25 protein-coding genes are annotated in these 24,872 nt (G+C 72.9%); 12 read left to right on the plus strand and 13 right to left on the minus strand.

Annotation, left to right across the window (positions count from 1 at the left end; all coding sequences use genetic code 11):
* Positions 1 to 10 precede the first annotated feature (10 nt).
* The 3 genes from ACFY9S_RS24910 (at position 11) to ACFY9S_RS24920 (ending at position 2,685) form a co-directional block, all read left to right on the plus strand.
* Positions 11 to 883 carry an acyl-CoA thioesterase domain-containing protein gene (locus tag ACFY9S_RS24910; protein ID WP_391132072.1) on the plus strand — a complete coding sequence of 291 codons (873 nt, stop codon included), beginning with the start codon at positions 11 to 13 and terminating at the stop codon, positions 881 to 883.
* 139 nt (positions 884 to 1,022) lie between these two features.
* Positions 1,023 to 1,919 (plus strand): DMT family transporter, encoded by an 897-nt coding sequence (locus ACFY9S_RS24915; RefSeq protein WP_391132409.1) that lies wholly within the window; start codon positions 1,023 to 1,025, stop codon positions 1,917 to 1,919.
* A 16-nt stretch (positions 1,920 to 1,935) separates the two neighbouring features.
* The gene (locus ACFY9S_RS24920; RefSeq protein WP_391132074.1) at positions 1,936 to 2,685 is read left to right on the plus strand and encodes an SDR family oxidoreductase; all 750 of its coding nucleotides are present in this window, start codon (positions 1,936 to 1,938) and stop codon (positions 2,683 to 2,685) included.
* A 133-nt stretch (positions 2,686 to 2,818) separates the two neighbouring features.
* Here the strand turns inward: ACFY9S_RS24920 and ACFY9S_RS24925 are convergent, their stop codons facing one another.
* The 4 genes from ACFY9S_RS24925 to ACFY9S_RS24940 all read right to left on the minus strand — a co-directional run bounded on the left by ACFY9S_RS24925 (position 2,819) and on the right by ACFY9S_RS24940 (position 5,591).
* Positions 2,819 to 3,604, minus strand: coding sequence for a DNA-formamidopyrimidine glycosylase family protein (locus tag ACFY9S_RS24925; RefSeq protein WP_391132076.1), 786 nt, complete (start codon positions 3,602 to 3,604; stop codon positions 2,819 to 2,821).
* 10 nt (positions 3,605 to 3,614) lie between these two features.
* Positions 3,615 to 3,986, minus strand: coding sequence for a VOC family protein (locus ACFY9S_RS24930; RefSeq protein WP_184562648.1), 372 nt, complete (start codon positions 3,984 to 3,986; stop codon positions 3,615 to 3,617).
* Positions 3,987 to 4,085: 99 nt separating this feature from the next.
* On the minus strand, positions 4,086 to 5,039 hold the full coding sequence (locus ACFY9S_RS24935; RefSeq protein ID WP_391132078.1) for a DUF6397 family protein: 954 nt from the start codon (positions 5,037 to 5,039) through the stop codon (positions 4,086 to 4,088).
* Positions 5,040 to 5,177: 138 nt separating this feature from the next.
* Positions 5,178 to 5,591, minus strand: coding sequence for a roadblock/LC7 domain-containing protein (locus tag ACFY9S_RS24940; RefSeq protein ID WP_391132080.1), 414 nt, complete (start codon positions 5,589 to 5,591; stop codon positions 5,178 to 5,180).
* 104 nt (positions 5,592 to 5,695) lie between these two features.
* Here ACFY9S_RS24940 and ACFY9S_RS24945 point away from each other — a divergent pair, with 104 nt between their 5' ends.
* Positions 5,696 to 6,124: a TIGR03618 family F420-dependent PPOX class oxidoreductase gene (locus ACFY9S_RS24945; RefSeq protein ID WP_391132082.1), complete on the plus strand. Its 429-nt coding sequence runs from the start codon at positions 5,696 to 5,698 to the stop codon at positions 6,122 to 6,124.
* A gap of 25 nt (positions 6,125 to 6,149) precedes the next feature.
* Here the strand turns inward: ACFY9S_RS24945 and ACFY9S_RS24950 are convergent, their stop codons facing one another.
* The 5 genes from ACFY9S_RS24950 to ACFY9S_RS24970 form a co-directional block, all read right to left on the minus strand.
* Positions 6,150 to 6,755, minus strand: coding sequence for an ATP/GTP-binding protein (locus ACFY9S_RS24950; RefSeq protein ID WP_391132084.1), 606 nt, complete (start codon positions 6,753 to 6,755; stop codon positions 6,150 to 6,152).
* 143 nt (positions 6,756 to 6,898) lie between these two features.
* The gene (locus ACFY9S_RS24955) at positions 6,899 to 7,309 is read right to left on the minus strand and encodes a DUF742 domain-containing protein (protein ID WP_391132086.1); all 411 of its coding nucleotides are present in this window, start codon (positions 7,307 to 7,309) and stop codon (positions 6,899 to 6,901) included.
* A 22-nt stretch (positions 7,310 to 7,331) separates the two neighbouring features.
* On the minus strand, positions 7,332 to 7,769 hold the full coding sequence (locus ACFY9S_RS24960) for a roadblock/LC7 domain-containing protein (protein ID WP_102911667.1): 438 nt from the start codon (positions 7,767 to 7,769) through the stop codon (positions 7,332 to 7,334).
* Complete coding sequence (locus ACFY9S_RS24965; protein WP_391132088.1) at positions 7,766 to 10,345, minus strand: nitrate- and nitrite sensing domain-containing protein; 2,580 nt, start codon at positions 10,343 to 10,345, stop codon at positions 7,766 to 7,768. Before ACFY9S_RS24965 ends, ACFY9S_RS24960 begins: the two co-directional genes overlap by 4 nt.
* A 311-nt stretch (positions 10,346 to 10,656) precedes the next feature.
* The gene (locus tag ACFY9S_RS24970; RefSeq protein WP_102911669.1) at positions 10,657 to 11,430 is read right to left on the minus strand and encodes an MHYT domain-containing protein; all 774 of its coding nucleotides are present in this window, start codon (positions 11,428 to 11,430) and stop codon (positions 10,657 to 10,659) included.
* A gap of 414 nt (positions 11,431 to 11,844) precedes the next feature.
* Between ACFY9S_RS24970 and ACFY9S_RS24975 the strand changes: the two genes are divergently transcribed.
* On the plus strand, positions 11,845 to 12,444 hold the full coding sequence (locus ACFY9S_RS24975) for a methyltransferase domain-containing protein (RefSeq protein ID WP_391132089.1): 600 nt from the start codon (positions 11,845 to 11,847) through the stop codon (positions 12,442 to 12,444).
* Between the two features lie 9 nt (positions 12,445 to 12,453).
* On the opposite strand, the gene ACFY9S_RS24980 is transcribed toward ACFY9S_RS24975, so the two are convergent.
* Positions 12,454 to 13,353, minus strand: a complete 900-nt coding sequence (locus tag ACFY9S_RS24980) for an oxygenase MpaB family protein (RefSeq protein ID WP_391132410.1) — start codon at positions 13,351 to 13,353, stop codon at positions 12,454 to 12,456.
* A 99-nt stretch (positions 13,354 to 13,452) separates the two neighbouring features.
* On the opposite strand from ACFY9S_RS24980, the gene ACFY9S_RS24985 reads away from it, so the two are divergent.
* Both ACFY9S_RS24985 and ACFY9S_RS24990 read left to right on the plus strand, forming a co-directional pair.
* The gene (locus tag ACFY9S_RS24985; protein WP_391132091.1) at positions 13,453 to 13,749 is read left to right on the plus strand and encodes a hypothetical protein; all 297 of its coding nucleotides are present in this window, start codon (positions 13,453 to 13,455) and stop codon (positions 13,747 to 13,749) included.
* A 135-nt stretch (positions 13,750 to 13,884) separates the two neighbouring features.
* Positions 13,885 to 14,745: a hypothetical protein gene (locus ACFY9S_RS24990; protein ID WP_391132093.1), complete on the plus strand. Its 861-nt coding sequence runs from the start codon at positions 13,885 to 13,887 to the stop codon at positions 14,743 to 14,745.
* A 149-nt stretch (positions 14,746 to 14,894) separates the two neighbouring features.
* Here the strand turns inward: ACFY9S_RS24990 and ACFY9S_RS24995 are convergent, their stop codons facing one another.
* Positions 14,895 to 15,077, minus strand: a complete 183-nt coding sequence (locus ACFY9S_RS24995; protein ID WP_102911672.1) for a hypothetical protein — start codon at positions 15,075 to 15,077, stop codon at positions 14,895 to 14,897.
* A 294-nt stretch (positions 15,078 to 15,371) separates the two neighbouring features.
* On the opposite strand from ACFY9S_RS24995, the gene ACFY9S_RS25000 reads away from it, so the two are divergent.
* The 3 genes from ACFY9S_RS25000 to ACFY9S_RS25010 are packed head-to-tail and all read left to right on the plus strand — an operon-like array spanning position 15,372 to position 20,022.
* Positions 15,372 to 18,161, plus strand: a complete 2,790-nt coding sequence (locus ACFY9S_RS25000; RefSeq protein WP_391132095.1) for an SNF2-related protein — start codon at positions 15,372 to 15,374, stop codon at positions 18,159 to 18,161.
* Entirely contained in the window at positions 18,161 to 19,435 is a 1,275-nt protein-coding gene (locus tag ACFY9S_RS25005) for an SWF or SNF family helicase (protein ID WP_391132097.1), read from the plus strand. Before ACFY9S_RS25000 ends, ACFY9S_RS25005 begins: the two co-directional genes overlap by 1 nt.
* The gene (locus ACFY9S_RS25010; protein WP_391132099.1) at positions 19,432 to 20,022 is read left to right on the plus strand and encodes a GNAT family N-acetyltransferase; all 591 of its coding nucleotides are present in this window, start codon (positions 19,432 to 19,434) and stop codon (positions 20,020 to 20,022) included. Before ACFY9S_RS25005 ends, ACFY9S_RS25010 begins: the two co-directional genes overlap by 4 nt.
* Positions 20,023 to 20,208: 186 nt before the next feature.
* On the opposite strand, the gene ACFY9S_RS25015 is transcribed toward ACFY9S_RS25010, so the two are convergent.
* Together ACFY9S_RS25015 and xylA are read right to left on the minus strand one after the other, a co-directional pair.
* The gene (locus ACFY9S_RS25015) at positions 20,209 to 20,559 is read right to left on the minus strand and encodes a hypothetical protein (RefSeq protein WP_391132101.1); all 351 of its coding nucleotides are present in this window, start codon (positions 20,557 to 20,559) and stop codon (positions 20,209 to 20,211) included.
* 207 nt (positions 20,560 to 20,766) lie between these two features.
* The gene (xylA, locus tag ACFY9S_RS25020) at positions 20,767 to 21,933 is read right to left on the minus strand and encodes a xylose isomerase (protein ID WP_102912053.1); all 1,167 of its coding nucleotides are present in this window, start codon (positions 21,931 to 21,933) and stop codon (positions 20,767 to 20,769) included.
* A 130-nt stretch (positions 21,934 to 22,063) separates the two neighbouring features.
* On the opposite strand from xylA, the gene xylB reads away from it, so the two are divergent.
* Positions 22,064 to 23,509, plus strand: coding sequence for a xylulokinase (gene xylB / locus ACFY9S_RS25025; protein WP_391132103.1), 1,446 nt, complete (start codon positions 22,064 to 22,066; stop codon positions 23,507 to 23,509).
* Between the two features lie 15 nt (positions 23,510 to 23,524).
* Positions 23,525 to 24,733 carry an ROK family protein gene (locus ACFY9S_RS25030; RefSeq protein WP_391132105.1) on the plus strand — a complete coding sequence of 403 codons (1,209 nt, stop codon included), beginning with the start codon at positions 23,525 to 23,527 and terminating at the stop codon, positions 24,731 to 24,733.
* Positions 24,734 to 24,872: the final 139 nt, after the last annotated feature.

Below are 24,872 nucleotides of genomic sequence, written 5' to 3' on the forward strand. Positions count from 1 at the left end.
AATCCCACCCATGACGACCAACCCGGCCGAGAGGCTCGTCGACCTGCTCGACCTGGAGCAGATCGAGGTCAACATCTTCCGCGGCCGCAGTCCGCAGGAGTCCCTGCAGCGGGTCTTCGGCGGGCAGGTGGCCGGGCAGGCCCTGGTCGCCGCCGGCCGCACCACCGAGGGCGACCGTCCCGTGCACTCCCTGCACGCGTACTTCCTGCGCCCGGGCCGGCCGGGCGTGCCGATCGTGTACCAGGTCGAGCATGTGCGCGACGGACGGTCGTTCACCACCCGCCGGGTCACGGCCGTGCAGCAGGGCCGCACGATCTTCAATCTCACCGCCTCCTTCCACAAGCCGGAGGAGGGCGACTTCGAGCACCAGCTGCCGCCCGCCCGCAAGGTCCCTGACCCGGAGTCCCTGCCCACCGTCACGGACGAGATCCGGGAGCACCTGGGCGCGCTGCCCGAGCAGCTGGAGCGGATGGCCCGCCGCCAGCCCTTCGACATCCGTTACGTGGACCGCCTGCGCTGGACCGCCGAGGAGGTCCGGGACGCCGAGCCGCGCAGCGCCGTGTGGATGCGCGCGGTCGGGCCGCTCGGCGACGACCCGCTCGTGCACACCTGCGCCCTCACCTACGCCAGCGACATGACCCTCCTGGACGCCGTCCGCATCCCCGTCGAGCCGTTGTGGGGCCCGCGCGGCTTCGACATGGCGTCGCTCGACCACGCGATGTGGTTCCACCGTCCCTTCCGCGCGGACGACTGGCTCCTCTACGACCAGGAGTCACCGATCGCCGTCGGCGGCCGCGGCCTGGCCAGGGGCCGGATCTACGACCGTGAGGGCCGGCTGGTCGTGTCCGTGGTGCAGGAGGGGCTCTTCCGGAAGCTGGGCTGACCCGGCCTGCCCGACGGCCGGGGCGACGACCGGGCCCGGTGCGCCAGGGCTCCGATCGCGCCCCCGGCCGGATCCGGCGACCATGGCAGGAGCAGGCACTGCCGGCGTCACACGCCCGCCGATCCGGGAGGTGGCCACGCTGCACACCGTGCTCCCCGTCGTGTTCGCGATCTGCGCGGCCTTCAGCAACGCCGTGGCGACCGTGCTGCAACGCAAGGCGGCGCTCACCGTGCCGGCGTCCCAGGGGCTGCGGGCCGGGCTGATCGTCGATCTGCTGCGCCGGCCCGTCTGGCTCGCCGGCATCCTCGCCGTGATCGGCGCCGCCGTCTGCCAGGCACTGGCGCTGGCCACCGGTCCGCTGACGATCGTGCAGCCTTTGTTCGTGCTGGAGCTGCCGCTCACCCTCATCGTGGCCTCGCTGCTGATGCACCGGCACCTGCCGGGCATGGGCTGGCTGGCCGTGACCGTGGTGGTGGCAGGTCTGGCGATCGCGCTCGCCGCCGCCGCCCCCGCCGGCAACCGCACGCATGTGGCGCTGGACCGCTGGATTCCCGCGCTCGCCGTCTGCGCGGGGGCGGTCGTCGCCCTGGCTCTCGCCGCCCTCCGGCGCCCGGAGGGCCGGGCCCGGGCGGCCTGCCTGGGCGCCGCGACGGCGATCAGCTACGCGGTGACCGCTGCGCTGATGAAGGCCGCCACCCACATCCTCGACGATCAGGGCCTGGTGGGCTTTCTCACCGCCTGGCAGACCTACGCCTTCGCCACCACCGGCGTGTGCGCCTTGTTCCTGCTGGAGAACGCCATGCAGGCCGGTCCGCTGGTCGCCTCCCAGCCCGCACTCACCCTCGGCGACGCTCTGGTGAGCCTCGCCCTCGGCATCATCCTGTACGAGGAGACCATCCGCTCCGGGTGGTGGCTGCTGCCGCAGCTGTTCGGCGTCGCGCTGATCGCCGCGGGGGTTATCGCGCTGGCGCGGATTCCGTTCACGCAGTCGCTGGTGGCGCCGGACGAGGAACGCGAGACCGCGGCGGCACCCTGAGCGAAGGAGATCCACCATGGGACGTCTCGGCGAGCGGGTGGCGATCGTCACCGGAGGGGCCGGAGGCATCGGAAGTGCGGTGGCGCGGGCCCTGGCGGCCGAGGGTGCCTCCGTCGTGGTCGCCGACGTCCGGGACGCCGAGGGGACGAAGCTCGCCGCTGATCTCGGGGGCCCGGCTCGCTTCGTGCACCTGGACGTGACCAGCGAGGACGAGTGGCGGCGGACGCTGGCCGGCACAGAACAGGAGCTGGGCCCGGTCTCGGTCCTCGCCAACATCGCGGGCATCATCGACTGGGGCCCGATGGAGAAGCAGAGCCCCGCGTCCTTCCGGCGGGTCGTCGACGTCAACCTCACGGGTGCCTGGCTGGGCATGCGCGCGGTCGCACCGTCACTGCGCCGGGCCGGGGGCGGCGTCATCGTCAACATGTCCTCTCTCGCAGGGCTGACCGCCTACGCCGGTGTCGGCGCGTACGCGGCCAGCAAGTGGGGGTTGCGCGGACTGACCAAGGCCGCCGCGCTGGAGCTGGCACCCGACGGGGTACGGGTCTGCTCCGTCCATCCCGGTGCCATCCGCACCCGGATGACGGCCGGTTTCGGTGACGCCTACACGGCGGGGCAGCCCATCCCCCGGTTCGGGGAGCCCGAGGAGGTCGCCCGCATGGTCCTCTTCATCGTCATGGACGCGACCTTCTCGACGGGCAGTGAGTTCATCGTGGACGGCGGCATCCTGGCCGGGGCACCGGCCGTCCTGACTCCGGACGACTGAGCCGCCGGGAGGCCCTGCGAACGGGCCGTCCTGCGACCGGGCCGTCCGGGCCACCGGAAGGCCCGGCGGGGTGGGCCGACGGGTGGGCCGGCGGGTGGCCTGGTCGTCCGGCCGGTCCGAACAGTTCGACCCGTCACCCGTCCGGCTGACACCGGGGGCACCAGACCGTGCCCCGGCCGGCCATACGGGATCTGCGCAGGCCGGTGCCGCACCGCGGGCACCCCGGGTCCCGGTCGTCCCGGTGACCGGTGAGCCAGGTGGCACGCGGGGGTACGCACCCGGCGGTGACGGAGGAGCGCAGGGTGCGCCGCATCTCACTGAACAGACGACGTCGGTCCTCCGGCGTCAGGTCACGCGCCCCCCGGTCGGGGCGAAGCCGGGCCCGCCACAGGATCTCGTCGGCGAGCAGATTGCCGAGGCCAGCGAGGACGGACTGGTCGGTGAGGACCGTCTTCAGATGCCCGCGGCGCGACGACAGCACCTCCTCGAACTCCTCACGGCCCACCGCCAAGGCGTCGGGCCCCTGCCGCCGCAGCAGCCGCTCCACGTCGGACTCGTCGTGGGCCAGCCAGAGTCCCTGCAGCTTGCGCTGGTCACGAAAGCGCAGCTGCCGAGTGCCGCCCAGGGTGAACAGAACGCGGTCGTGCGGCTCGACGGTGTCATCGGCCTGCCCGCACACCAGCCGCCCCGTCATGCCGAAGTGCAGTACGAGGGTGGGGCCGCCGGTGCGGGCCAGCAGCCACTTGCCGTGTCGCTGCGGAGCGCCGAACCGCCTCCCTTCCAGCGCGTCCCGCAGTCGCCGGGCGTCGACCCCGTGCAGGACACCCGCGTCCCGCACATCGACGCGCCGGATGACGCGTCCCTTCGCGCAGGACTCGAGCACCTGTCGGAAGCCCTCGACATCGGGGAGCTCGGGCACGGCCGGTGGGTCAGGTTTCCTGGAGGACGGACAGCACGTTCCCCGCGGGGTCGGTGAACCAGGCGATCAGCGGGCCGCCGCCGCGGAAGATGCCCTTGTCGTCCGTCTTTAGGTGGTCGTAGCGCTCGAAGCGCACCCCTTTCCCGGCCAGCTCGTCGACCGCGGCCTCGATGTCGTCGACCGGAAAGTTGAGGATGGTGAAGGTGGCCGGGGTGTGGTCCGGTTTGGGGTAGACCAGGGTGTCCCGGTCACCCGCGAGGTGCAGGATCAGCATCCCGTTCTCCTCCGACACGCGGAGCCCGAGCGTGTCTGCGTAGAACGCCCTGGCCGCCTCGATGTCGTCCACCGAGAACCCGCTGAACGCCTTCGTCGTACCGAACATGATCGCCTCCCGGGGACAGTCTCCTCAGGGGAAGACCCGGGCGCATCCGGAAACTCATCGGTCAGCGGGCCGACCAGCGGTGATGCCATGGCGCGGGGGTCATCCGGCCGGCCGTCGGCCTCTGCGGCGGAGCCAGCTGAGCAGGCCGTGGGGAGGAGCGGGCTCCGAGGGTGCGGGCCGCTCCGCCATCCGAGCCGGGGCCGGAGCGAGCGGAGCCGGGGCCGGAGCCGGAGCGAGCGGAGGGGGTCCGGTCAGCGGTGTCGGCGGGAGCCCTTGCGCCACGGGGTGCCGTCGTCGGGCCTCCTCCATCGTGTGGGCCAGGTCCGTGCGGAACCAGGCCACCTCGTCCGGCTCACTCGCCGTCATCAGCTTCTCCGCCAGTTCGGCGGTGGCTGAACCCCGGGCGCCGTGCGCCGGGAGCCGTGGGCGGCAGTGGGCCAGGCGGGCACGCTCGTGGGGATCCTGGATGACCTCCGCCACGTCGGCCGGGGCGAGGAGGCAGGCGACCGCTGCCGCGCGTGCCCAGGGGTCGTCCTCCGCCTCCCGCGTCAGGAATCCGACGTGACGCCCCCGCCAGTTGCGGGGCCGCCGGTCCATTCCGGCCTTCAAGCCTTCGCGGATCTCGATGGGCGTGCGGTGCGCGGTCAGCAGCCGGGCGTTGCTCTTCTCGGCCGCGAACTGCCGTAGCTCTTCGGCCAGATACAGCCACACGACGGTCCGATAGCGGTTGAGGTAGAAGGTCACCGGGACGAGCAGACCATAACGTGCCAGGCTCGTGAACCTGGTGGGTGCCGCGTCCATGAGCCGGGCTCCCTCGGTGGTGCCGACGGTCGCGACGCGCTCGCGCAGGATGTCCGGAAATCCCTCTCCCGAGCGCAGCCGGTCGATCTCGGCCCGGGCGACGCGTCGGTCCCCGCCTCCTTCGTCGGGAACGGTCCGGATGAGCCCCAGGTTCACCGCGAGGTCGAACTCGCTCCGCTTCACGTCCAGTTCGCGGGCGGCCCGGCTCGGGGCGCAGGTGAGGCGGTCGGGTGTCGTGCCGGTGCGTGACATGGTCGGTCTCCCCCGTGGAGTCAGCGGCTCACGCCGTGTGCGATCGCCCTGTGCGATCGCCGTGAAAAAACCGTAGCCGGTTCGGCGTATCTCGTGGCGAGCCTGTGGATAACTCCACGGGGAGGACGAAGGTGCAGGTCAGAGGTCCGTGATCGGTTTTGGTTCGGGCTGGCGTGCGTCCACGTCGAGGTGCTCGCCGACCCTGTTGACCAGCAGTGTCATCTCGTAGGCGATCTGGCCGATGTCGGCCTCCGCTCCGCTGAGTACGCACAGACAACTGCCCGTTCCGGCTGCGGTGACGAAGAGCACCGCGTCGTCGAACTCGATCATCGTCTGGCGTACGCTGCCCGCGCCGAAGTGCCGTCCGGAGCCCTTGGCCAGGCTGTGCAGCCCGGACGACACGGCCGCGAGGTGCTCGGCATCCTCGCGGCGCAGTCCGGTGCTCGCGCCGGTCACCAGGCCGTCGTTGGACAGGACCAGTGCGTGCCGCACTTCGTGGACGCGTGCGGTCAAGTCGTCCAGCAGCCAGTCGAGTCCCTGGTTCTGCGCCATCTTCCGATCTCCCCGTTTTCTCCCCGTGTGATTCCCCTCCTGACCGGAGGATCTCCATCTCAGCCTTACCCACGACCGCGGCCGGGGCAAGGAGGATGGGAGCCATGGCAGAGAAGATGACCGACGCGCAATGGCGAGAGTTCGTTTCCCACGGCACCCGCACAGCGAAGCTGTCCACGGTCCGAGCGGACGGCAGCCCGCACGTGACCCCGATCTGGTTCCTGCTGGACGGGGACGAGGTGGTGTTCAACACCGGCAAGGACAGCGTGAAGGGGCGCAGCATCCTCCGGGACGGCCGGGTCGCCCTGTGCGTGGACGACGACAGGCCGCCGTACTCGTTCGTGGTGCTGCGGGGCCGTGCCAGTGTCTCGGAAGACCTCGACGAGATCCGGCACTGGGCCACCCTGATCGGTGCCCGGTACATGGGCGAGGAGCGCGCCGAGGAGTTCGGTGCGCGCAACGGCGTGCCCGGTGAACTCCTCGTCCGTGTCACCCTCGACAGGGTGCTGGCGGAGCGGGACGTCGCCGACTGACCGCCGCTGAGCCCCTGGTCTCCGGTCAGCCGACCGAGTCGAGCAGCCGGGCGGTGTGCATCCGCCCGGCGTACTCGACGAGCCGGATCAGCACCTCCTTCCCCGAGTCGCGGTCGCGGGCGTCGCACAGCACCACGGGCGTACCCCTGTCGAGGTCGAGGGCGCGCGAGACGTCCGGGGCGCCGTGCCGCCGGGCGCCCGTGAAGCAGTTGACCGCCACGACGAAGGGGATGCGCCGGTGCTCGAAGTAGTCGACCGCGGGGAAGCAGTCCTCCAGGCGGCGGGTGTCCGCGAGGACGACCGCGCCGAGCGCCCCTTGCGACAACTCGTCCCAGAGGAACCAGAACCGGTCCTGGCCCGGCGTTCCGAACAGGTACAGGGACAGGCCGGACCGGATGGTGATGCGCCCGAAATCCATGGCGACTGTCGTGGTGGTCTTGTGGTCCACGCCGTCGGTGTCGTCCACCGACTGGCCTGCTTCGCTGAGGAGTTCCTCGGTGCGCAACGGCCGGATCTCGCTGACGGCGCCCACCAGGGTGGTCTTGCCCACGCCGAATCCGCCGGCGACCAGAATCTTCAGCGCCAGTGCGGCGCTGTCGCCGCCCGGGGCGTCGGAGTGCTCGGAGACCATTGATCACTTCTCTCAGGAGTGCCGGGTGTGGTGAGTGCGTGCGTGGGTGGTGTTCGTTGGGTTCTGTTCGTGGGTGAGTGCGTGGGCGCTGGGGGTGTGGGTTGGGGGCGGTCCGTCGGTCGTGGGTGGGTCGGTGGGCCGGGCTACAGCGCTCTCAAGCCCTCGATCACCTCGCGCAGGATGCGTTCGTCGGGCAGTTGCGCCGGTGGTACGGGGCGGCTGACGGTGACGCAGCCGAGTTCCAGCAGATCGCCGAGGAGGACCCTGACCACGCCGACGGGCAGGTCCGCGCCGGCGGCGAGTTCGGCGACCGACTGGGTTTCCGGGCGGCACAGGTCGAGGAGGTTGCGGTGTTCCGGGCCGAGCGGGGCGTCGTCCATTCCGGGTGCGTTCGGGTCCAGAGTGACCAGGGCGATCAGGTCGAAGCGAACGCCGGTGGGACCGGGCCGGGTGCGTCCGCCCGTCATGGCGTAGGGGCGGACGAGCGGGCCGGCCTCGTTGTCGTACCACTGGCTGCCCTGCTCGCGCGGAGTGCCCGTCATGTCCTCGGTCATGGGCGCGGACCGTTCTCCCGGTTCATCCTGCGGCGGGGGGCTGCGCGGCCATGCGGGGCGCGGTGCCGAGGTGCTCGCCGACGCGTTTGACCAGACGGGCCATCTCGTAGGCCACGAGGCCGATGTCGGCGGTGACGGCGGTGAGGAGGGCGAGGCAGGAGCCGTCGCCCGCGGCGGCCACGAACAGGAAGCCCTCGTCCATCTCCACCATGGTCTGGCGGACCCCTCCGGCGCCGAAGTGCCGCCCCGCTCCCTTGGCGAGGCTGTGGAAGCCTGAGGCGACGGCGGCGAGGTGCTCGGCGTCCTCACGGCGCAGACCGGTCGATGCGCCCACGGCGAGGCCGTCGTTGGACAGCACGACGGCGTGCCGGATGTCGCTCACGCGGAGCACCAGATCGTCCAGCAGCCAGTCGAGTTCACCTGAGCGCCGGGCGGACTCTGTGCTCGGATCCTGGATCATGCGGGGTCTCCTTCGCTGCTGTCGCTGCCCGTCACGGGGCCGGGGGTGGCACCGCGACCGGGTTGCCTGCCGCCGCCGCGCGCCCATCCGGAGCGGTAGGCCGTCATGCGGTCCCGTACGACTTCGGGGGTGCGCTCGTCGTCCCGGGGAGAGGACGTCGACGGCTGCTCCTCGGGACGCTCCTCGCGCAGTTGGGGAGCGAGACTGGCCTGTCGTACGCGGCGCGGGAGGTTGTCGGAGTCTTCGGGCTGCTGCGGTGGGCGGTGCAGTCGCAAGGTGGCGACTCCTGGGGGTGGGGTCTGGCTCGGGGCCTCCTGGTGACGCGGATTGTCCGCATGACGCGAGCTGTCCGCGTGGTGCAGCAGGGCCTCGGGCTCCGCGGCGGCCGGTACGGGGGCCACGAGGGCACGCCGGTCGGCCTGGGCCGGGACGGCGTCCTGGAGGGGGATGTCATCGGGCACGCGCGCGTAGGCGCGAGGCCCGGGCTGCCGCGCGGGTTCCGCCACTTCGGGAGCTGGTTGCCCCGCGACGGTGTGGAGCAGGGCGGTGGGCAGCAGGACGACCGCGGTGGTGCCGCCGTACGGGGAGGTCCTCAGGTGGACCTTGACGTCGTGCCGGGCGGCGAGCCTGCTGACCACGAACAGGCCGAGCCGGTCACTGTCGAACAGGTCGAGCGCCTCGGACTGGGCGATGCGGCGGTTGGCTTCGGCGAGGGTCTCCTTGCCCATGCCGAGGCCGCGGTCCTCGACCTCGACGGCGTAGCCGTTGCCGACGGGTTCTCCGGTGACGCGCACGCGCGTGTGGGGCGGGGAGAACTGGGCGGCGTTCTCGATGATCTCGGCCAGGAGGTGCGTGAGGTCGGCGACGGCCGCGCCGGCGACGGCTGCCTCGGGGAGTTGCCGTACCTCCACGCGCGCGTAGTCCTCCACTTCGGAGACGGCCGCGCGGACCACGTTCGTCAGGGAGACCGGCATGCGCCAGGCCCGGCCCGGGGCGGCTCCGGAGAGGATGATCAGGCTCTCCGCGTGGCGCCGCATGCGGGTGGTGAGGTGGTCGAGACGGAAGAGGTCGCTCAGCTCGTTCGGGTCGTCCGAGCGGCGTTCCATGCTGTCGAGGAGGGCCAGCTGCCGGTGGACGAGGATCTGGCTGCGCCGGGCGAGGTTGACGAAGACGCCGGAGATGCCGCTGGCGAGTTCGGCGCGTTCCACGGCGGCCCGCAGCGCGGCGCGGTGCACGGTGCCGAGGGCCTCGGCGACCTGCCCTGTCTCGTCCTCCGCGGGCGCTCCCGACGGAGCCTCGGCGCGGATGTCGATCTCCTCGCCCGCGCGCAGTTTCCGCATGGCGTCGGGGAGTTTGCGCCGGGCGATCTCCAGGGCACCGTTGCGCAGACTGACCAGTTCCACCACGAGGCCGCGTCCGATGCGTACGGAGATGACGAGCGAGGCGGCGACGGCGGCGAGGCCGAGCAGCACGGCGGCGCCGGCCGGGGTGAGCAGCCCCCGGGTGAACGGGTCGGCCCGTTCGGCGACCCCGCGTGCCGCGTCGTCCTCGATGACGCGCATGCCGTTCTGCACGCGCGCGTGGGCCGTGTTCCAGGTGCTCTCGGGTGCCGCGTCGACCGCCCTGGCGCCCGGCTCGCCGGCGAGGACCCCGGTCTCGGCGTCGCGCAGGCCGGTGTAGGCGCTGCTGTCGGCGAGGGCGTCCCATGCGGAGCGCTCGGTGCCGCTCAGGTCCGCGACGGCCGACTCGGTGAGCGTCCGGCGCAGGTCGACGGCGCCGGTGAAGAGCCGGAGCCGCTCCCCGGACAGGGTGCCGTCCAGGCGGGCACTCGCCAGCACCGCGTCCTCCTGTGCCAGTGCCTCGCCCGCGCGGGCGAATTCGAGCAGCACGCGCGCGTCGGAGCCGAGGTCGGCATCCCGGATGCCGGTGAGGGCGCCGCCGACGCCGAAGGCGGCCGAGATGGTCCGGGTGTAGCGGTCGTACGTCTCGGCCCAGCCCGCGCGCCGGTCCTGCACCGCGGTGCGCAGTGGCGGCAGTCGCTCGGCACCGGCGACGAACGCCTTCAGCCGCTGGGCGACTCCGGCGGGCAGGTCCCCGCTGTCGGCGACGGTGGTGTTCTTGCCGAGCCGCAGTTTCGCGACGGCCCGGTCGGTGCGCCGGGCTAGTTCGTCCAGTTCTCCCGTCCGGACGGCGGACGGGTCGGTGGCGTGGCGTACGGCGGCCGCGCGTTCGGCCTGGAGGGCGGCGACGGCCGCGGAAACGGGGGCGCGGACCGTGGCGTCCACGCGCTGGACCTGCCGTAGCCGGGAGACGTCCTGGGCGGTGGTGACGGTGGCGTAGGCCCACAGGGCCAGGAGGGAGACGACCGGCACCATCAGCAGGCAGACGATCTTGGCTCGGACGGTGCGGGGGCGTATGTGCCAGCGCTCCGCGCGCGGGGGTGCCGCGTCCGGTGCGGCGCCCGAGGGTGTGTCGGGGTCCTCGTCGGCGGGTGGTCCGGCATGCGCACGGCGACCGCGCGCGAGAGGGGGCGGCGCCTCGGCGCCGGCTGTGGAGGTCCTACGGGGTGTTCGCATGGACTCCTCGCTCGGAGTGGATCGGGGGTGCGGGCCGGCGGCTGGGCGGGGCGGCGCACTGTCGTGTGAGGGCGCCTCAGGAGCGTCGTCGGGCGCGGAGCACAGATCAGGCTCACAACGGGCCGGCTGGGGAGCCGTTCGAGCCGCCGTCAGGCGCGCAACCTGGGCCGCTGGACCGGCCCTGACCACCGGCCCTCACGACCGGCGGCTTCCTGACCGCCGGGTGCGCCGTTCGCCGGACCGCGGGTGCTCCGCGGATCCGCGCACCGCACCTCCCGGGCCGTCACCGCGGCCGGTGGCCACCTGCGCGGCTAGGGGGCGGCGCCCTGCACCGGCCGCTGGGCCGAAGCGGACGCCGCACGTTCTCCCGCCGTCGGCGACAGCGCGACGAAGGCCGAGGTCAGGAAGAGATAGGAGCCGAGGCCGACGGCGAGGGGGAAGATGAACTGCATCGCCGTGGCCCCGGGCAGGACCTCCGCGGAGGGCGTGACGCGCACGCCCACCGCGAACATTCCGGTGTAGTGCATGCTGCTGACGGCCGCACCCATGATCAGGGAGGCGATGGTGACCGCCACGGGCGACTTGATGTTGAGGGCCGCCCACAGGGCCGCCGTCGCCGCGACGACGGCGATCAGGACGGACAGTCCGACGAGCAGCGGGTCGTACGTCACGTCGCCGTGCAGCCGGACGGCCGCCATGCCCAGGTAGTGCATGCTGGCGACGCCGAGGCCGGTGGTGAGTCCGCCGACGAGCAGGGCCCGGCCGCGGTCCCTGCCGTAACCGACGGCGAAGACGCCCGCGCAGACGACGACCATGGCGACGAGCAGGCTCAGCAGGGTGAGTGGCACGTCGTAGCGGATGTCGGTACCGGAGACGCCGAAGCCGAGCATCGCCACGAAGTGCATGGTCCAGATGCCCGTGCCGATGGCCGAGGCGGCGGTGACGAGCCAGTTGCGGCGCGAGCGCCCGGTGGTGGCGAGCGCTCGGACGGTGCAGCGCAGACCGAGCGCGGCGCCTATGCAGGCCATCACGTACGACAGTGCGGGGGTCAGCCACCCCAGGGCTGCGTGGTCCAGGTGTCCCATGGCCCCGGGACGTTAGACCCGGCAGGGGCGCGCGAACGGGGCGCATTTCGAAAGGTGTTGGAATATGACCCAAGGATGCACCGGAACGATCGGGTCACGCTCGAACGTGTGCGCTGAGACGTCATCCGTACCGGTGAGACGTGAATCCGCGCCGGTGAGGCGTCATCCGTACCGGTGAGACGTGAATCCGCCCGCCGGTGAGACGTCATCGGTGCCGGTGAGACGTGATCCGTCCTGGTGAGACGCCATCGGTATCGTTGAGTCGCAATCCGTACCGCTGCGGTGTCCTCCCTGCCGGTGAGGCGTCGGCCTCGTGTCGCGGTGTCCTCCCTGCCGGTGAGGCGTCGGCCTCGTGTCGCGGTGTCCTCCCTGCCGTTGAGGCGTCAGCCGTGCCGGTGCGGAATCATGCAGGACATGAGCGACGAGCAGACGCGTGTTCAGGAGTTCTTCACCGCCCGCGCCGCCGGCTGGGACAGCCGGTTTCCGGATGACGGTCCCGCCTACGCCGGCGCGGTCGTCGAGCTCGGACTGCGGGCGGGCGACCGGGTGCTCGACGCGGGGTGCGGCACCGGTCGCGCCCTGCCGCCGCTGCGAGCCGCCGTGGGGGCCTCGGGCGTGGTCCTCGGGGCAGACATCACGCCCGCCATGCTGCGGGAGGCCGTACGGGCCGGCCGGGACCGCGACGGGCAGTTGCTGCTCACGGATGTCGCCGCGCTGCCCCTGCGCTCGCGGTCGCTGGACGCCGTGTTCGGGGCGGGTCTCATCTCGCACCTCGAAAGCCCGGCCGAGAACCTTCGGGAGCTGGCGCGCGTGGTACGCCCGGGTGGTGTGCTGGCGCTGTTCCACCCGATCGGCAGGGCGGCTCTCGCAGCCCGCCACGGCCGCTCGATCACCCCGGACGACCTGCGCGCCGAGCCCAACCTCCGTCCGCTGCTGGCGGGTTCCGGGTGGCGCCTGACGTCGTACGTCGACGAGGACTCCCGCTTCCTGGCGCTCGCCGTGCGGGAGGACTGAGGCGCCGCGTCAACCGCCGTCGGTGTCCGCACCCGCGTGCCGCACGGGGCAGCCCCGGACGCCCGGGACCGGGCGGGTGCCCAGGTCGGCGATCCGGTAGCCGTACGGGTAGCCCTTGATCTCCCGGTTCTGGCGGGCGAAGTGCGGGGTGCGCCGGGGCGGCAGCAGGCGGACGGCGCGGCCCCGCAGCCGCACCGCTCGACGCACCCATGCGCGCGTGGCGGCACTCGGCGGGGTGTAGCGAAAGGCGTGCAGCAGCGAGTCGTCCAGGAGCGCGAGGGTGGTGGTGCGCAGCAGGGGTGCGAGCGGGCCGGGGTACCAGGAGGCGATCAGGTCGAGTGTGGCGTCCGAGACGCGCCGGGCGTCCTCGTTCCAGGCGAAGTGGGATGCCTCGTAGGTGTCGAGGCAGGTCTCGAACTCCTCGTAGGTCTCGGGGACGTCCTTGATCCCCATGTGCCGGCCCAGGGTGCGGTAGTGGACGGCGCTCGCGACGGTCTCGTGGCGTGACATCCTGCGCCAGCCGTAGGCGTCGATCCACCGCTTGGGCATCACGACGAAGGTGCACAGCACGTAGCGCATGTCGTCGTCGCTGATGTCGTAGCTGCGGTGCATCTGATTGATGCGGCGGACCGCGGTCCTGCCCTTGTCGCTGCCGAAGCCGTGCTCGACGATGGCGTCCAGGAGCAGCGAGGTGTCGTCGTAGCGCTTCTGCGTCCGGTCCGTGAGCTCAGCCGTGCGCGCCAGCAGCCGGCCGATGCTCGGGACGGCGTAGGTGCGGTACAGGGCCAGCTCCAGGGCGCGTGTGAAGTCCCAGGGAAACTCGTACGCCACACTGAGCCGGTAGATCTCGGTAGCCTCCTCGTACGGGTCCATCCGACGGATCCGTTCGAGCCGCGAGAAGCGCTTCACCTTGCCGTCCCCCTTCTGCCACAGGTTCTCCAACTCTACGTTGGTGGCCAGGAGATGAATGACCAAGCACGGTAGGCGCGCAGGGGGAAGGTGGTCAGCATGTGGGGCAGGTTCCGCAAAGCCGGGGGAAGGGTCGCTGATGCGTTGCACACGGAGCCGAAGGCCGGTGAGGACAAGCGTCCGCACAATCTTTTCGAGGCCGCGGCGACCTATGTCACGGCCTGCGCGGAGGACGAGCAGGAGCGGGCCGACGAGGCGGCCGGATGGGTGTCACCGGAGGCTCTGTCGTTCGGCGTGAACGAGCTGGCCTGCCGCGCCGTGATCGCGCTCGCCCGGGAACGCGGCGAGTCGCCGGAGACCGTGGCCCGCGACTTGCTGGGGCTGCCGGCGGCGTGACGCGCGCCGCACGCAGGGCCGATTCGCCCCGTCCGCCGGAAAACTGCAGGTCCGCGTGCGCACGCGAGGCCGTGACAAGGGGCTTGCGGGCGCACTAGGGTGCGCGCCGGTGGACGAACCGATGGGGAGGCTGGGATGGCCGGGACGGACGAGGAAGCCGTCGCCGCCGAGGACGATGCGCTCTATGTGCTGACGGCGGTGCTGCTGACGCCGGCGAAGTTCCCGAGCGTGCTGGGCGACGACTACCCGGAGGCATGCGCGGCACTCGGCCTCGCACCCCTCGCCGACGGGTACGGCCTGGTCCTCGGCCAGGACAGTGAGGGCGCCCGGTGGACGGTGGCCATCGACGACGTCTCACTGGTGGCCGTCGCTATCGCGTCCTGGGACTGCGGCATGGAGTACGAGCTGTCGCCCGACGAGCGCACGGTCGTCGCGGCCCTGCCCGGCTGGCCTCTCGCGGTCGCCGTCGCGGCACCCGGGGTGCCCGCGCCGCACGATCCGGACCCGGAGGCCGACGACCGGCCGCCGCTGGCCCCGCCGGACACCAGCGTCTGGGGCCCCGCCCAGCGGCGCCTGGGCGCCGACGAGATCGCGCTGCAGTGGGCGACGTGGCGGGAGCAGATCGACGACGCGGAGTTCCCGACGGGGGCCGCCACGGGAACGGCCTCCGACGGGGGCGGTGCGACCGACGGCTCCGACGAACGCGGGGAGAACGGGCAGAAGGGAGGCCACAGCGGCATCCGGCGCGTGCTCGCGGAGGTACGCACCTATATCGACTCGCCGCCGCCGCTGGGCCGGGTCCGGTCTTCCTTCGCGCCGGGCGACGCCCGGACCCTGCGGGCCGACGGTCCGGGCTGGTCGCTCGTCGCCAGGACCGACGACATCGCATTCGTGCTGCTCGACGAGGAACCCGGCGAGGTCCTGCCGGTGGGCCGGGGGCCGGAACTGCCGGGTCTCCTCGAGGCACTGGACAAGATGGCCGTACGGCCGAACTGAGCCGGTTCGGGCGTACTGAGCCGGTTCGGCCGTACTGAGCCGGTTCGGAGGGGCCGAGCCGGTTCGGAGGGGCTGGGCTCGTTCGGCCAGGCTGAGCCGGTTCGGCAGGGCCGCTGCGGTGCGGGCCTGGCGCCCGCCGGGTCAGCTCCTCAGCGTCCGAGCTCCTTGCGGGTGGCGCGGCGCAGCCTGCGCCGCTGCGATGGGTCCAGCGTGAGGTACGCGGCGGCCGGGACTCCCAGGATGATCAGGAGCGATGCCCACCAGGGCAGCCAGATCAGCAGGATGAGCCCGACCGCCACGCCGCCCACGGCGATCTTGGCGTTCTTCGACATGACTGTCGCCTCCTTCGCGGCCAGTGCCGCTCTCTGTCTCGAAAACGGACCCGCGTTCACGGCGGTTCCGGACCGCGACCCTGAGACATCCCTGAGGTGCGCCCCTGACGCACCCCTGAGACCTCTATGGTGACCCAGTTCACAGCCCAGCCATACCCATGCGTGCCAGAAGTGCTGTACTCTCGGCGACTCCGTCCACTAGTCAAATTTGAGGAATCAGCCATAGCCGAGCATCCGACTCCCCCGGCACCCTCCTCCGACGTCTCGGAACTGCTCCTCTGCCATTCCGTGTTCATGCCCGGCGACCCCGCACGCACCGGGAGTGTCGCCTTCTGGCGGTCCGACGGCGCCGCCCCTCCGGTGGCGGCCTCCTCGTCCGTCGCGGATCTGACCGTCGTCGTGCCGCATGACGGCGGGGTCGGGGAAGCAAGCGTGCCCGCAGTCCTGGTGCCGGTGCGCACAGCCCTGCCCGTCCTCACGCGCGCGCGTGCCGGCGGGCCGGGCCACCGCTCCACCGTCTTCTGGGGCGCGGCGGCCCTGCACGCCCTGCGCCTCGTGGCGCGCGGACTGCTGCTGCCCGGACTGTCCACAGGCGACCACGACGCCTGGCGCGCGGGTCCGCTGAGCGCCGAGGACATCGAGGACCTGCGCCGCCTCGCCGCCGCGATGCCGCCCGAGGCGCACGCCGCGCCCCTGGCAGGTGCCGGGCCGCTGCGGCTGCCCGACCCGGAGCAACTCGTGCGCGCCTTCCTCGACGCGGTCGCCGACACTCTGCCCCGCTCCCCCGCCGCGCCGCTGGTGACGGGCGGCCCCGCCTACGCGTCGCCGGAGCCGGTTCGGCTGCCCGAGCAGCGCGCCTGGGCCGCCGATGTCGCGGCGGGCCACGACGCGGGCGTGCGGCTGTCGCTGCGGATCGAGGCGGACGGTTTGACGGACGCGGCGGACGACGGCACGGCCGTGACGTTCCGGGCCGTGCTCCAGGTGCACAGCGTCAGCGATCCGGCGCTCGTCGCGGACGCCGCGGACGTCTGGGCCGGCACCGGGGGCGAGGCCTTCGGTCCCCGGGCGCGGATGGACGCACTGCTCGCCCTGCGCCGTGCGGCCCGGGCCTGGGCCCCGCTCACCCCCCTGCTGTCGGCGACCGTGCCGGACGCGGCCGACCTGGCCGACGACGAGGTCACCGAGCTGCTCGGAGCGGGCGCCCTCGCGCTGAGCGCGGCCGGGGTCGACGTGCACTGGCCGAAGGGACTGTCCCGTGGGCTCAGCACGCGCGCGGACGTGGGGCCTTCCGACGGCGACCCGGAATCCGGTACGGCCTTCGCGGCCATGCCGTCGTTCCTGTCCGCCGACGCACTGCTCGCCTTCACGTGGTCGTTCGCTCTGGGTGACAGGCCGCTGGACCGTGAGGAGCTGGACCGCCTGGCCGAGGCCAAGCGCCCGGTGGTACGGCTGCGCGACCAGTGGGTCCTGATCGACCCGCAGGAGGCGCGCCAGGCCGGCTCCCGGCAGGACCGCAAGGTGACGCCCGTGGACGCCCTGGGCGCGGCCCTGACCGGCTGGGCGGAGGTGGACGGCCGCCGGGTCGAGGTGCGGCCCACCGGGTGGCTCGCGGCTCTCCGGGAGCGGCTGGCGGACCCGGAGGCGCAGCGGCCCGTGGAGCAGCCGCCCGCTCTCGACGCCACTCTGCGGGACTACCAGCGGCGAGGCCTGAACTGGCTCGCCGGTATGACATCGCTGGGCCTGGGCTGCTGTCTCGCCGACGACATGGGGCTCGGCAAGACGATCACCCTGATCGCCCTGCACCTGCACCGGCAAACCGACGCCGGGTCCGCCGGACCGACCCTGGTGGTCTGCCCGACGTCCCTGATGGGCAACTGGCAGCGGGAGATCGAACGGTTCGCGCCCGGCACACCCGTGCGGCGCTTCCACGGGGCGCGGCGCGGTCTGAACGACCTGGCGGACGGGGAGTTCGTGCTCACCACGTACGGCACGATGCGCCTGGACGCGCCCCGGCTCGCCGGTGTGCCGTGGGGCATGCTCGTGGCGGACGAGGCCCAGCATGTGAAGAACCCTTACTCCTCGACCGCCCGGGAGCTGCGTTCCATCGGCGCACGCGCGCGCGTGGCGCTCACCGGCACCCCGGTGGAGAACAACCTGTCGGAGCTGTGGGCGATCCTCGACTGGACGACCCCGGGGCTGCTGGGCCGGCTCGGCACCTTCCGCAGTCGGTACGCGGAAGCCGTCGAGGGCGGTCAGGACCCGGCCGCGGCCGACCGGCTGGCCCGGCTCGTACGGCCGTTCCTGCTGCGCCGCCGCAAGTCGGACCCGGGGATCGCGCCCGAGCTGCCGCCGAAGACGGAGACCGATCACGCCGTGTCGCTCACCGAGGAGCAGACGGCGCTGTACGAAGCCGTGGTACGTGAGGCGCTCGCGGAGATCTCCGGCGCCGGCAGCATGGCCCGGCGGGGCCTGATCGTGAAGCTGCTGACCGGTCTCAAGCAGATCTGCAACCACCCGGCGCAGTACCTCAAGGAGGAGCGGCCGGTGATCTCCGGACGCTCCGGGAAGCTGGAGCTGCTGGACGAGCTGCTCGGCACGATCCTCGCCGAGCGGGCGGGCGTGCTCGTGTTCACGCAGTACGTGCAGATGGGCCGCCTCCTCGAACGGCACCTCGCCGCCCGCGGCACACCGTCGCAGTTCCTGCACGGGGGGACTCCCGTCGCCGAGCGCGAGGCCATGGTGCGGCGCTTCCAGGACGGCGAGGTGCCGGTGTTCCTGTTGTCGTTGAAGGCGGCGGGCACGGGGCTGAACCTCACCCGGGCCGAGCATGTCGTGCACTACGACCGCTGGTGGAACCCGGCCGTCGAGGCGCAGGCGACCGACCGCGCCTACCGCATCGGCCAGACTCGGCCCGTGCAGGTGCACCGGATCGTCGCGGAGGGAACGATCGAGGACCGCATCGCCGAACTGCTGCTGCGCAAGCGGGCACTGGCGGACGCGGTCCTGGGCGCCGGCGAGACTGCGCTCACGGAACTGACCGACGCGGAACTGGCGGATCTGGTCGAACTACGAGGGGGCCTGTGATGACTCGGCAGGATGGCGACTTGGAACGCACCTTCGCCGCGTTGCCACCCGCGCACGGGCGGGGCTTCGCGCAGACCTGGTGGGGCCAGGCCTGGCTGAAGGCCCTGGAGGGCACGGCGCTGGACTCGGCACAGCTCAAAACGGGCCGCCGGCTTGCCCGCGCGGGCGCTGTCGGGTCGGTATCGGTGCGTCCGGGGCGGCTGACAGCCGTCGTCCAGGACCGCGACGGTTCGGCGCACCGGGCCGACGTGCTGCTGGAGGAGCTCTCGCCCGAGCAGTGGGACCGCTTCCTGGACATGACGGCGGAACGGGCCGGTCATGTGGCGGCGCTGCTGGACCGGGAGATGCCACCGCACCTGGTCGAGGACGCGGCCGACGCGGGCGTCGAACTGCTGCCGGGCCTGGGCGACCTGGAGCCGGAGTGCGACTGCGAGGCCTGGGACCACTGCGGACACACGGCGGCCCTCTGCTACCAGGTGGCACGGCTGCTTGACCAGGACCCGTTCGTGCTGCTGCTGATGCGCGGACGCGACGAAACCGCCCTGCTGGAGGACCTGCAGGCGCGCAGCGGGGCCTCCGCGGCGATCTCCTCGGGGCCGGAGGGCGTGGACGCGGCCGAGGCGTACGCCACCGGTGACATCCTGCCGCCGCTCCCGGATCTGCCCGGGCTCCCCGGTGAACCCGGTCTTCCGCCGTCCCTGGACACCGAGACGCCCCCAGCTCCCGGCATCGACCCGGCCGCGCTGGAGTTCCTGGCCGCGCGGACGGCCGTAGGGGCCCACCGCCTGCTCGCGGAGGCCCTCCGGGGTACCGCTCACGAGGAGTTGACCGCGGCGCAGGACGCCGTGCGGCTGGCTGCGGGCGCCCCCGGCCGGGAGATGAACGACCGGCTCGCCGACGGGTCGGGGCGGGGGCGGGAGGAGCTGGCGACGGCCGTGCGCGCCTGGCGTCACGGCGGGACGGCGGCACTCTCCGTTCTCGACGAGGAGTGGCGTGTGGAGGGGGAGACCCTCGCACGCGCGCGTGCCGCCCTGGAGTCGGCCTGGGACACCGTCGAACGGCCGGAGCTGCGGCAGCGGGGCAACCGGTGGACGCTCGCCGGCGCGCCGGTCCAGCTGCGTCTCGGCCGGGACGGCCGCTGGTGGCCCTACCGCGAGGAACACGGCCGCTGGCTGCCCGCGGCAGGCCCCGCCCAGGATCCGGCGACGGCCCTGGCCTCCGTGACGGGCCCGGCGTCGATGGAACTCGCCCCCGCGGAAGGGGACTCCCTGTGACACTCACGTGGTACGGACCGGACGTCCTCACCGTCGACGACGAGCTCACCGAGGCGTACGCCGAGGTCTTCACGGCACCGCCCTGGGAGCCCCGGGACGCCGAGGAGACCCGGGTGGAGTTCCGTGAGCGGCTGGCGGCGGACGTGCGCCGTCCGGGTTTCCGGGCGGTACTGGCACTGTCGGAGGACGGCGGCGTGGACGGTTTCGCCACGGGCTGGACAACCCAGGCGCCCTTCCGAACCGACCGCGCCTACGGAAAGGTGACCCGGCGGCTCGGTGCCGAGCGGGTGAACGAGCTCCTCGTGGGCTGCTTCGAGATCGACGAACTGGGCGTGCGCTCCCGGGCCCGCGGTACGGGTCTCGGGCGGCGGTTGCTGTCCGCTCTCAGCTCCGGCGCACCCGGCGGCCGGGCCTGGCTGATGACCTGGAACGGCGCCCCGGACGCCCTGGCCTTCTACCGCCGGGCCGGATGGCAGGAGCCCGAACCCCTGCCGGGTGAGGAGACGGACATGGTGGTGTTCGTCGCCCCGGGCCCGGCTGACGGCGTGGCCTCCGGCTTCGGCGCGCAGGAGGCGTCCGGGCACTAGCCCCGCCGCGTCCCAGCGCGGGCAGGCTCAGCCACACCCGGGCATCGAGCACCCGCTCAGCGGCGCCCGGGCATCGGGCACCCGCTCAGCGACGCCCACGCATCGGGCACCCGCCCAGCAACGCCCACGCATCGGGCACCCGCACGACGCCCGGGCGTCAGGCACTGGCTCGACGGCGCCCGGGCGTCACGGCACCAACTCGCCGACGTCCAGGGACGGCAGGAGCGATTCGAAGCCGCTCGGCAGATCGCTGGGCAGATCGCTGGGCAGATCGCTCGGGAGCCGAGACGGGAAGCCCGACGGCAGCCGGCTCGGCAGCCCGGTCGACAGGTCGGAGGGAACACCGAAGGACGGTTCCGGAGAGCCGCTCGTGCTCCCGTTGGACGGCTCGGCGTCCGGCGAGTCGCCCCTGCCCGAGGCCATCAGCACTACCAGGGACACGGCTGCGACGGCCACGAGCACGGCGAGCAGGATCAGCAGCGGACTCCGGCGCCGGGGAGGCCGGGGCGGATGCGGCGGTACGGGCGGCAGGGCCATACCGACCAGAGTCGCCGCGTACCGCTCACACCGGGAGGGGCGCACGGAAGCTGATACGGACTCATGGCGTGGATCGCACGGTTCCGCGGCATGACGGGCCCGTCGGCCGACTGACACCGGCCGCCGGACCCGCATACGTGGGGACCCGGCCGCCGGACCCGCAAGCGCGCAGGGAACCCGACCACCGGGCCTTCACGCGCTCGTGGATCAGCCACGTGCCCCCAGCAGATGGTCCATCGCCAGCTGGTCCAGGTGCTCGAAGGCCATGCCGCGCGCGGCAGCCGCCTCCACGTCGAACGCCTCGAACGCCGACGGGTCGGCGAGCAGTGCCTGGAGGCCGTCCGCGGCGGTGGGCTGGGCCAGCTCGTCGAGACGGGCCGCGCGCAGGGCTTCCTGGACCTCCGGGTCGGCGCGGAAGGCGGCGGCGCGCTCCTTGAGGATGAGGTAGTTGCGCATGCAGCCGGCCGCCGAGGCCCACACGCCGTCCAGGTCCTCGGTGCGCGGCGGCTTGAAGTCGAAGTGGCGCGGACCGCTGTAGCCGGCCGACTCCAGCAGGTCGACCAGCCAGAACGCGGCGCGCAGGTCACCGGCGCCGAAGCGCAGGTCCTGGTCGTACTTGATGCCGGACTGACCGTTGAGGTCGATGTGGAACAGCTTGCCCGCCCACAGCGCCTGCGCGATGCCGTGCGGGAAGTTCAGCCCGGCCATCTGCTCGTGCCCGACCTCGGGGTTGACGCCGTACATCTCCGGCCGCTCCAGGCGCTCGATGAACGCGAGGGCGTGGCCGACGGTCGGCAGCAGGATGTCGCCGCGCGGCTCGTTGGGCTTGGGCTCGATGGCGAAGCGCAGGTCGTAGCCCTGGGAGGTGACGTACTCGCCCAGTAGGTCGAAGGCCTCCTTCATCCGGTCCAAGGCCACGCGGACGTCCTTGGCGGCGCCGGACTCGGCCCCCTCACGGCCGCCCCACGCCACGTACACCTCGGCACCGAGCTCGACGGCGAGGTCGATGTTGCGGATGGTCTTGCGCAGGGCGTAGCGGCGCACGTCGCGGTCGTTGGCGGTGAACGCGCCGTCCTTGAAGACCGGGTGCGTGAAGAGGTTGGTGGTGGCCATCGGGACCTTCATGCCCGTGGCGTCCAGCGCCTGCCGGAAGCGCTTGATGTGCGCCTCGCGCTCGGTGTCGCCCGAGCCGAACGGGATCAGGTCGTCGTCGTGGAAGGTCACGCCGTGGGCGCCCAGCTCGGCCAGGCGCTGCACCGTCTCGACGGGGTCGAGGGCACGCCGCGTGGCGTCGCCGAAGGGATCGCGTCCCTGCCAGCCGACGGTCCACAGGCCGAAGGTGAACCTGTCCTCGGGGGTGGGCTGGTAGCTCATGCCGCGGCTCCTTGCTCGCTGAGGCTATTTCGTCATGCCGGTTTACAAATTAGTATGCGAGCACGTCTCTGGGAAGAGACAAGGTGCCTCCGAACGGAGACACGTGCCGCGAGCAGAAGGGAGAAGCCCGATGTCAGCAGCCGAGGGTCCGCTCGTCGTCGGTGTGGACTCGTCCACCCAGTCCACCAAGGCGCTGGTGGTCGACGCATCCACCGGCCGGGTGGTGGCGAGCGGCCAGGCGCCGCACACGGTCTCCTCGGGGGCGGGGCGCGAGACCGATCCACGCCAGTGGTGGGACGCGCTCTGCGAAGCCCTGCGCCAGTGCGGTGACGCGGCGCACGAGGCCGCCGCCGTGTCGGTCGGCGGGCAGCAACACGGCCTCGTCACCCTGGACGCCCGGGGCGAGCCGGTGCGGCCGGCCCTGCTGTGGAACGATGTGCGTTCGGCTCCGCAGGCCCGCCGGCTGACCGAGGAGCTGGGCGGCGCGAAGTTCTGGGCCGACCGCACCGGAAGTGTGCCCGCAGCCTCGTTCACGGTCACGAAGTGGGCGTGGCTGGCCGAGCACGAGCCGGAGGCGGTGCGTGCCACGAAGGCCGTGCGCCTCCCCCACGACTACCTCACCGAACGGCTCACCGGACAGGGCACGACCGACCGCGGCGACGTCTCCGGTACGGGCTGGTGGGCCTCCGGCACGGAAGCGTACGACGAGGAGATCCTCGCGCACGTGGGGCTCGACCCGGCCCTGCTGCCGCGCGTGGTCCGGCCCGGCGAGGTGGCGGGTACGGTGCGGGACGGGCATGACCTGCCGTTCTCCCGGGGCACCCTGGTCGCGCCCGGCACGGGCGACAACGCCGCCGCCGCGCTGGGCATCGGTGTGCGGCCGGGCGTGCCGGTGATGAGCCTCGGCACCTCGGGCACGGTGTACGCCGTGTCGCGGCACCGGCCCGCCGATCCGAGCGGCACGGTGGCGGGCTTCGCCGACGCCCGCGGCGACTGGCTGCCGCTGGCCTGCACCCTGAACTGCACGCTCGCCGTCGACCGTGTCGCGGCGCTGCTGGGCCTGGACCGCGAGGCCGTGGAGCCCGGCACGGCCGTGACGCTCCTGCCCTACCTGGACGGCGAACGCACCCCGAACCTGCCCAACGCCTCCGGCCTGCTGCACGGCCTGCGGCACGACACGACCGCCGGGCAGTTGCTCCAGGCAGCCTATGACGGTGCCGTGCACTCCCTGCTCGGCGCGCTCGACCTGGTCCTCGACGAGGACGCCGACCCCTCGGAGCCACTGCTGCTGATCGGCGGCGGGGCCCGGGGCGCCGCCTGGCAGGAGACCGTGCGGCGGCTGTCGGGGCGTCCCGTGCAGGTGCCCGAAGCCAGGGAGCTGGTCGCGCTCGGTGCCGCCGCGCAGGCGGCCGGGCTGCTCACCGGGGAGGACCCGGCGGCGGTCGCCCGACGCTGGGACACCGCGGCCGGGCCGGTGCTCGACTCCGTCGATCGGGACGAGGAGACGCTGGCCAGGATCGCCGGGGTACTCTCCGACGCGGCTCCGCTGCTGGAGCGACCCACGGACACCCACTGAGGACTGGCGTCAGGCATGACCGCACCGCTGCACGAGGCCCGCCCCTCCGGACCGGGACGCGCGCTGCCCGACACCCAGCAGGGCATGCGCCGCCGCAACCTCGCCCGTGTCCTGCACGCCGTCCGCGCGCAGGGGCCACTGTCCCGGGCCGCCGTCGCCTCGCGGATCGGCCTGACCCGGGCGGCGGTCTCGACCCTCGTCGACGAGCTCATCCGCTCGGGGCTCCTCGAAGAACTGGGGCCCGAGCGGCCCGGCCGGGTGGGCCGGCCCGGTTCAGCGCTCGCCGTCAGCGGACGCGGCCCGGCGGGCATCGGCGCGGAGGTCGGCGTCGACCACCTCGCGGTCTGCGCCGTCGACCTGCGTGGCACGACCCGGGCGCGGGCGATACGGCAGGGAGCGAACCGCGACCGCTCCCCCCAGCCCGTGCTCGCGGAACTCACCGAGCTGATCCGGCAGGTCGTCGCCGAGGCGGAGGGTGAGGGCCTGTGGCCGGCCGGACTCGCCGTGGCCGTGCCGGGCCTGGTGGCGCGCGACGGCCGTACCGTCGTACGCGCCCCGAACCTCGGCTGGCACGACACGGACCTCGGGACCCTGCTGCCGGCCGGCCTCCCGCTGACGGTGGACAACGAGGCCAACTTCGGTGCCCTCGCCGAACTCTGGCTGGGTGAGGAGACGCCCCGCGACTTCCTGCACGTCTCGGCGGAGATCGGTATCGGTGCGGCGGTCGTGGTGGACGGCGGGCTGCTGCGCGGAACCCGCGGTTTCGCGGGCGAGCTGGGTCACGTGCCCGTCCGGCCGGACGGGCCGGAGTGCGCCTGCGGCGGCCGGGGCTGTCTGGAGCAGTACGCGGGTGAGGAGGCCGTGCTGCGTGCGGCCGGCCTGGAACCCGGCGAAGACCGGGTCGGGCTGCTCGCGGGCCGCGCCGCGCAGGGCGACGAGAACGTGCGCCGTGCCCTGCGCGACGCGGGTACGGCGCTCGGTGTGGCCCTGACCGGGGCGGTCAACCTGCTCGACCCGGAGAGCGTGGTCCTGGGCGGGGAACTGTCCGGCCTGGCGCCCTGGCTGCTGCCCTCGCTGCGTGACGAGCTGGCGCGGCGTACGGCAGGTCCGGTCTGCCCGGTGACCGTGTCCCCGCTGGGGCCCGAGGGCCCGCTGCTCGGGGCCGCGCACTCGGTGGTCCGGGCCGTGCTGGACGATCCGGTGGCCGTCGCCGGGCAGGCCTGAACGGGCCGTCGCCCACAGCCGACCGAGGCCGGTTCGGTCTCCTCCGTCCCCAACCTTCCACTCTCAATCACCCGCCCGGGTGAGGGAGTTGTCCACAGTCGCGACCCCGTCCACCGTTTTGTGCCGCGTCCTCCTGACC

It is taken from the genome of Streptomyces sp. NPDC012474, assembly GCF_042955185.1.
GTDB classification, from domain to species: Bacteria; Actinomycetota; Actinomycetes; order Streptomycetales; family Streptomycetaceae; genus Streptomyces; species Streptomyces cahuitamycinicus.

Coding starts and splice junctions, on each gene's coding strand:
- ACFY9S_RS24935 (WP_391132078.1), bottom strand. CDS start 5,039: ATGTCACGCACCGGCACGACACCCGACCGCCTCACCTGCGCCCCGAGC.
- xylA (WP_102912053.1), bottom strand. CDS start 21,933: ATGAGCTACCAGCCCACCCCCGAGGACAGGTTCACCTTCGGCCTGTGG.
- ACFY9S_RS25005 (WP_391132097.1), top strand. CDS start 18,161: ATGACTCGGCAGGATGGCGACTTGGAACGCACCTTCGCCGCGTTGCCA.
- ACFY9S_RS24950 (WP_391132084.1), bottom strand. CDS start 6,755: ATGGTCTCCGAGCACTCCGACGCCCCGGGCGGCGACAGCGCCGCACTG.
- ACFY9S_RS24960 (WP_102911667.1), bottom strand. CDS start 7,769: ATGATCCAGGATCCGAGCACAGAGTCCGCCCGGCGCTCAGGTGAACTC.
- ACFY9S_RS24975 (WP_391132089.1), top strand. CDS start 11,845: ATGAGCGACGAGCAGACGCGTGTTCAGGAGTTCTTCACCGCCCGCGCC.
- ACFY9S_RS24920 (WP_391132074.1), top strand. CDS start 1,936: ATGGGACGTCTCGGCGAGCGGGTGGCGATCGTCACCGGAGGGGCCGGA.
- ACFY9S_RS24990 (WP_391132093.1), top strand. CDS start 13,885: ATGGCCGGGACGGACGAGGAAGCCGTCGCCGCCGAGGACGATGCGCTC.
- ACFY9S_RS24910 (WP_391132072.1), top strand. CDS start 11: ATGACGACCAACCCGGCCGAGAGGCTCGTCGACCTGCTCGACCTGGAG.
- ACFY9S_RS25030 (WP_391132105.1), top strand. CDS start 23,525: ATGACCGCACCGCTGCACGAGGCCCGCCCCTCCGGACCGGGACGCGCG.
- ACFY9S_RS24970 (WP_102911669.1), bottom strand. CDS start 11,430: ATGGGACACCTGGACCACGCAGCCCTGGGGTGGCTGACCCCCGCACTG.
- ACFY9S_RS24985 (WP_391132091.1), top strand. CDS start 13,453: ATGTGGGGCAGGTTCCGCAAAGCCGGGGGAAGGGTCGCTGATGCGTTG.
- ACFY9S_RS25015 (WP_391132101.1), bottom strand. CDS start 20,559: ATGGCCCTGCCGCCCGTACCGCCGCATCCGCCCCGGCCTCCCCGGCGC.
- xylB (WP_391132103.1), top strand. CDS start 22,064: ATGTCAGCAGCCGAGGGTCCGCTCGTCGTCGGTGTGGACTCGTCCACC.
- ACFY9S_RS24965 (WP_391132088.1), bottom strand. CDS start 10,345: ATGCGAACACCCCGTAGGACCTCCACAGCCGGCGCCGAGGCGCCGCCC.
- ACFY9S_RS24955 (WP_391132086.1), bottom strand. CDS start 7,309: ATGACCGAGGACATGACGGGCACTCCGCGCGAGCAGGGCAGCCAGTGG.
- ACFY9S_RS25000 (WP_391132095.1), top strand. CDS start 15,372: ATGCCCGGCGACCCCGCACGCACCGGGAGTGTCGCCTTCTGGCGGTCC.
- ACFY9S_RS24940 (WP_391132080.1), bottom strand. CDS start 5,591: ATGGCGCAGAACCAGGGACTCGACTGGCTGCTGGACGACTTGACCGCA.
- ACFY9S_RS24945 (WP_391132082.1), top strand. CDS start 5,696: ATGGCAGAGAAGATGACCGACGCGCAATGGCGAGAGTTCGTTTCCCAC.
- ACFY9S_RS24930 (WP_184562648.1), bottom strand. CDS start 3,986: ATGTTCGGTACGACGAAGGCGTTCAGCGGGTTCTCGGTGGACGACATC.
- ACFY9S_RS24995 (WP_102911672.1), bottom strand. CDS start 15,077: ATGTCGAAGAACGCCAAGATCGCCGTGGGCGGCGTGGCGGTCGGGCTC.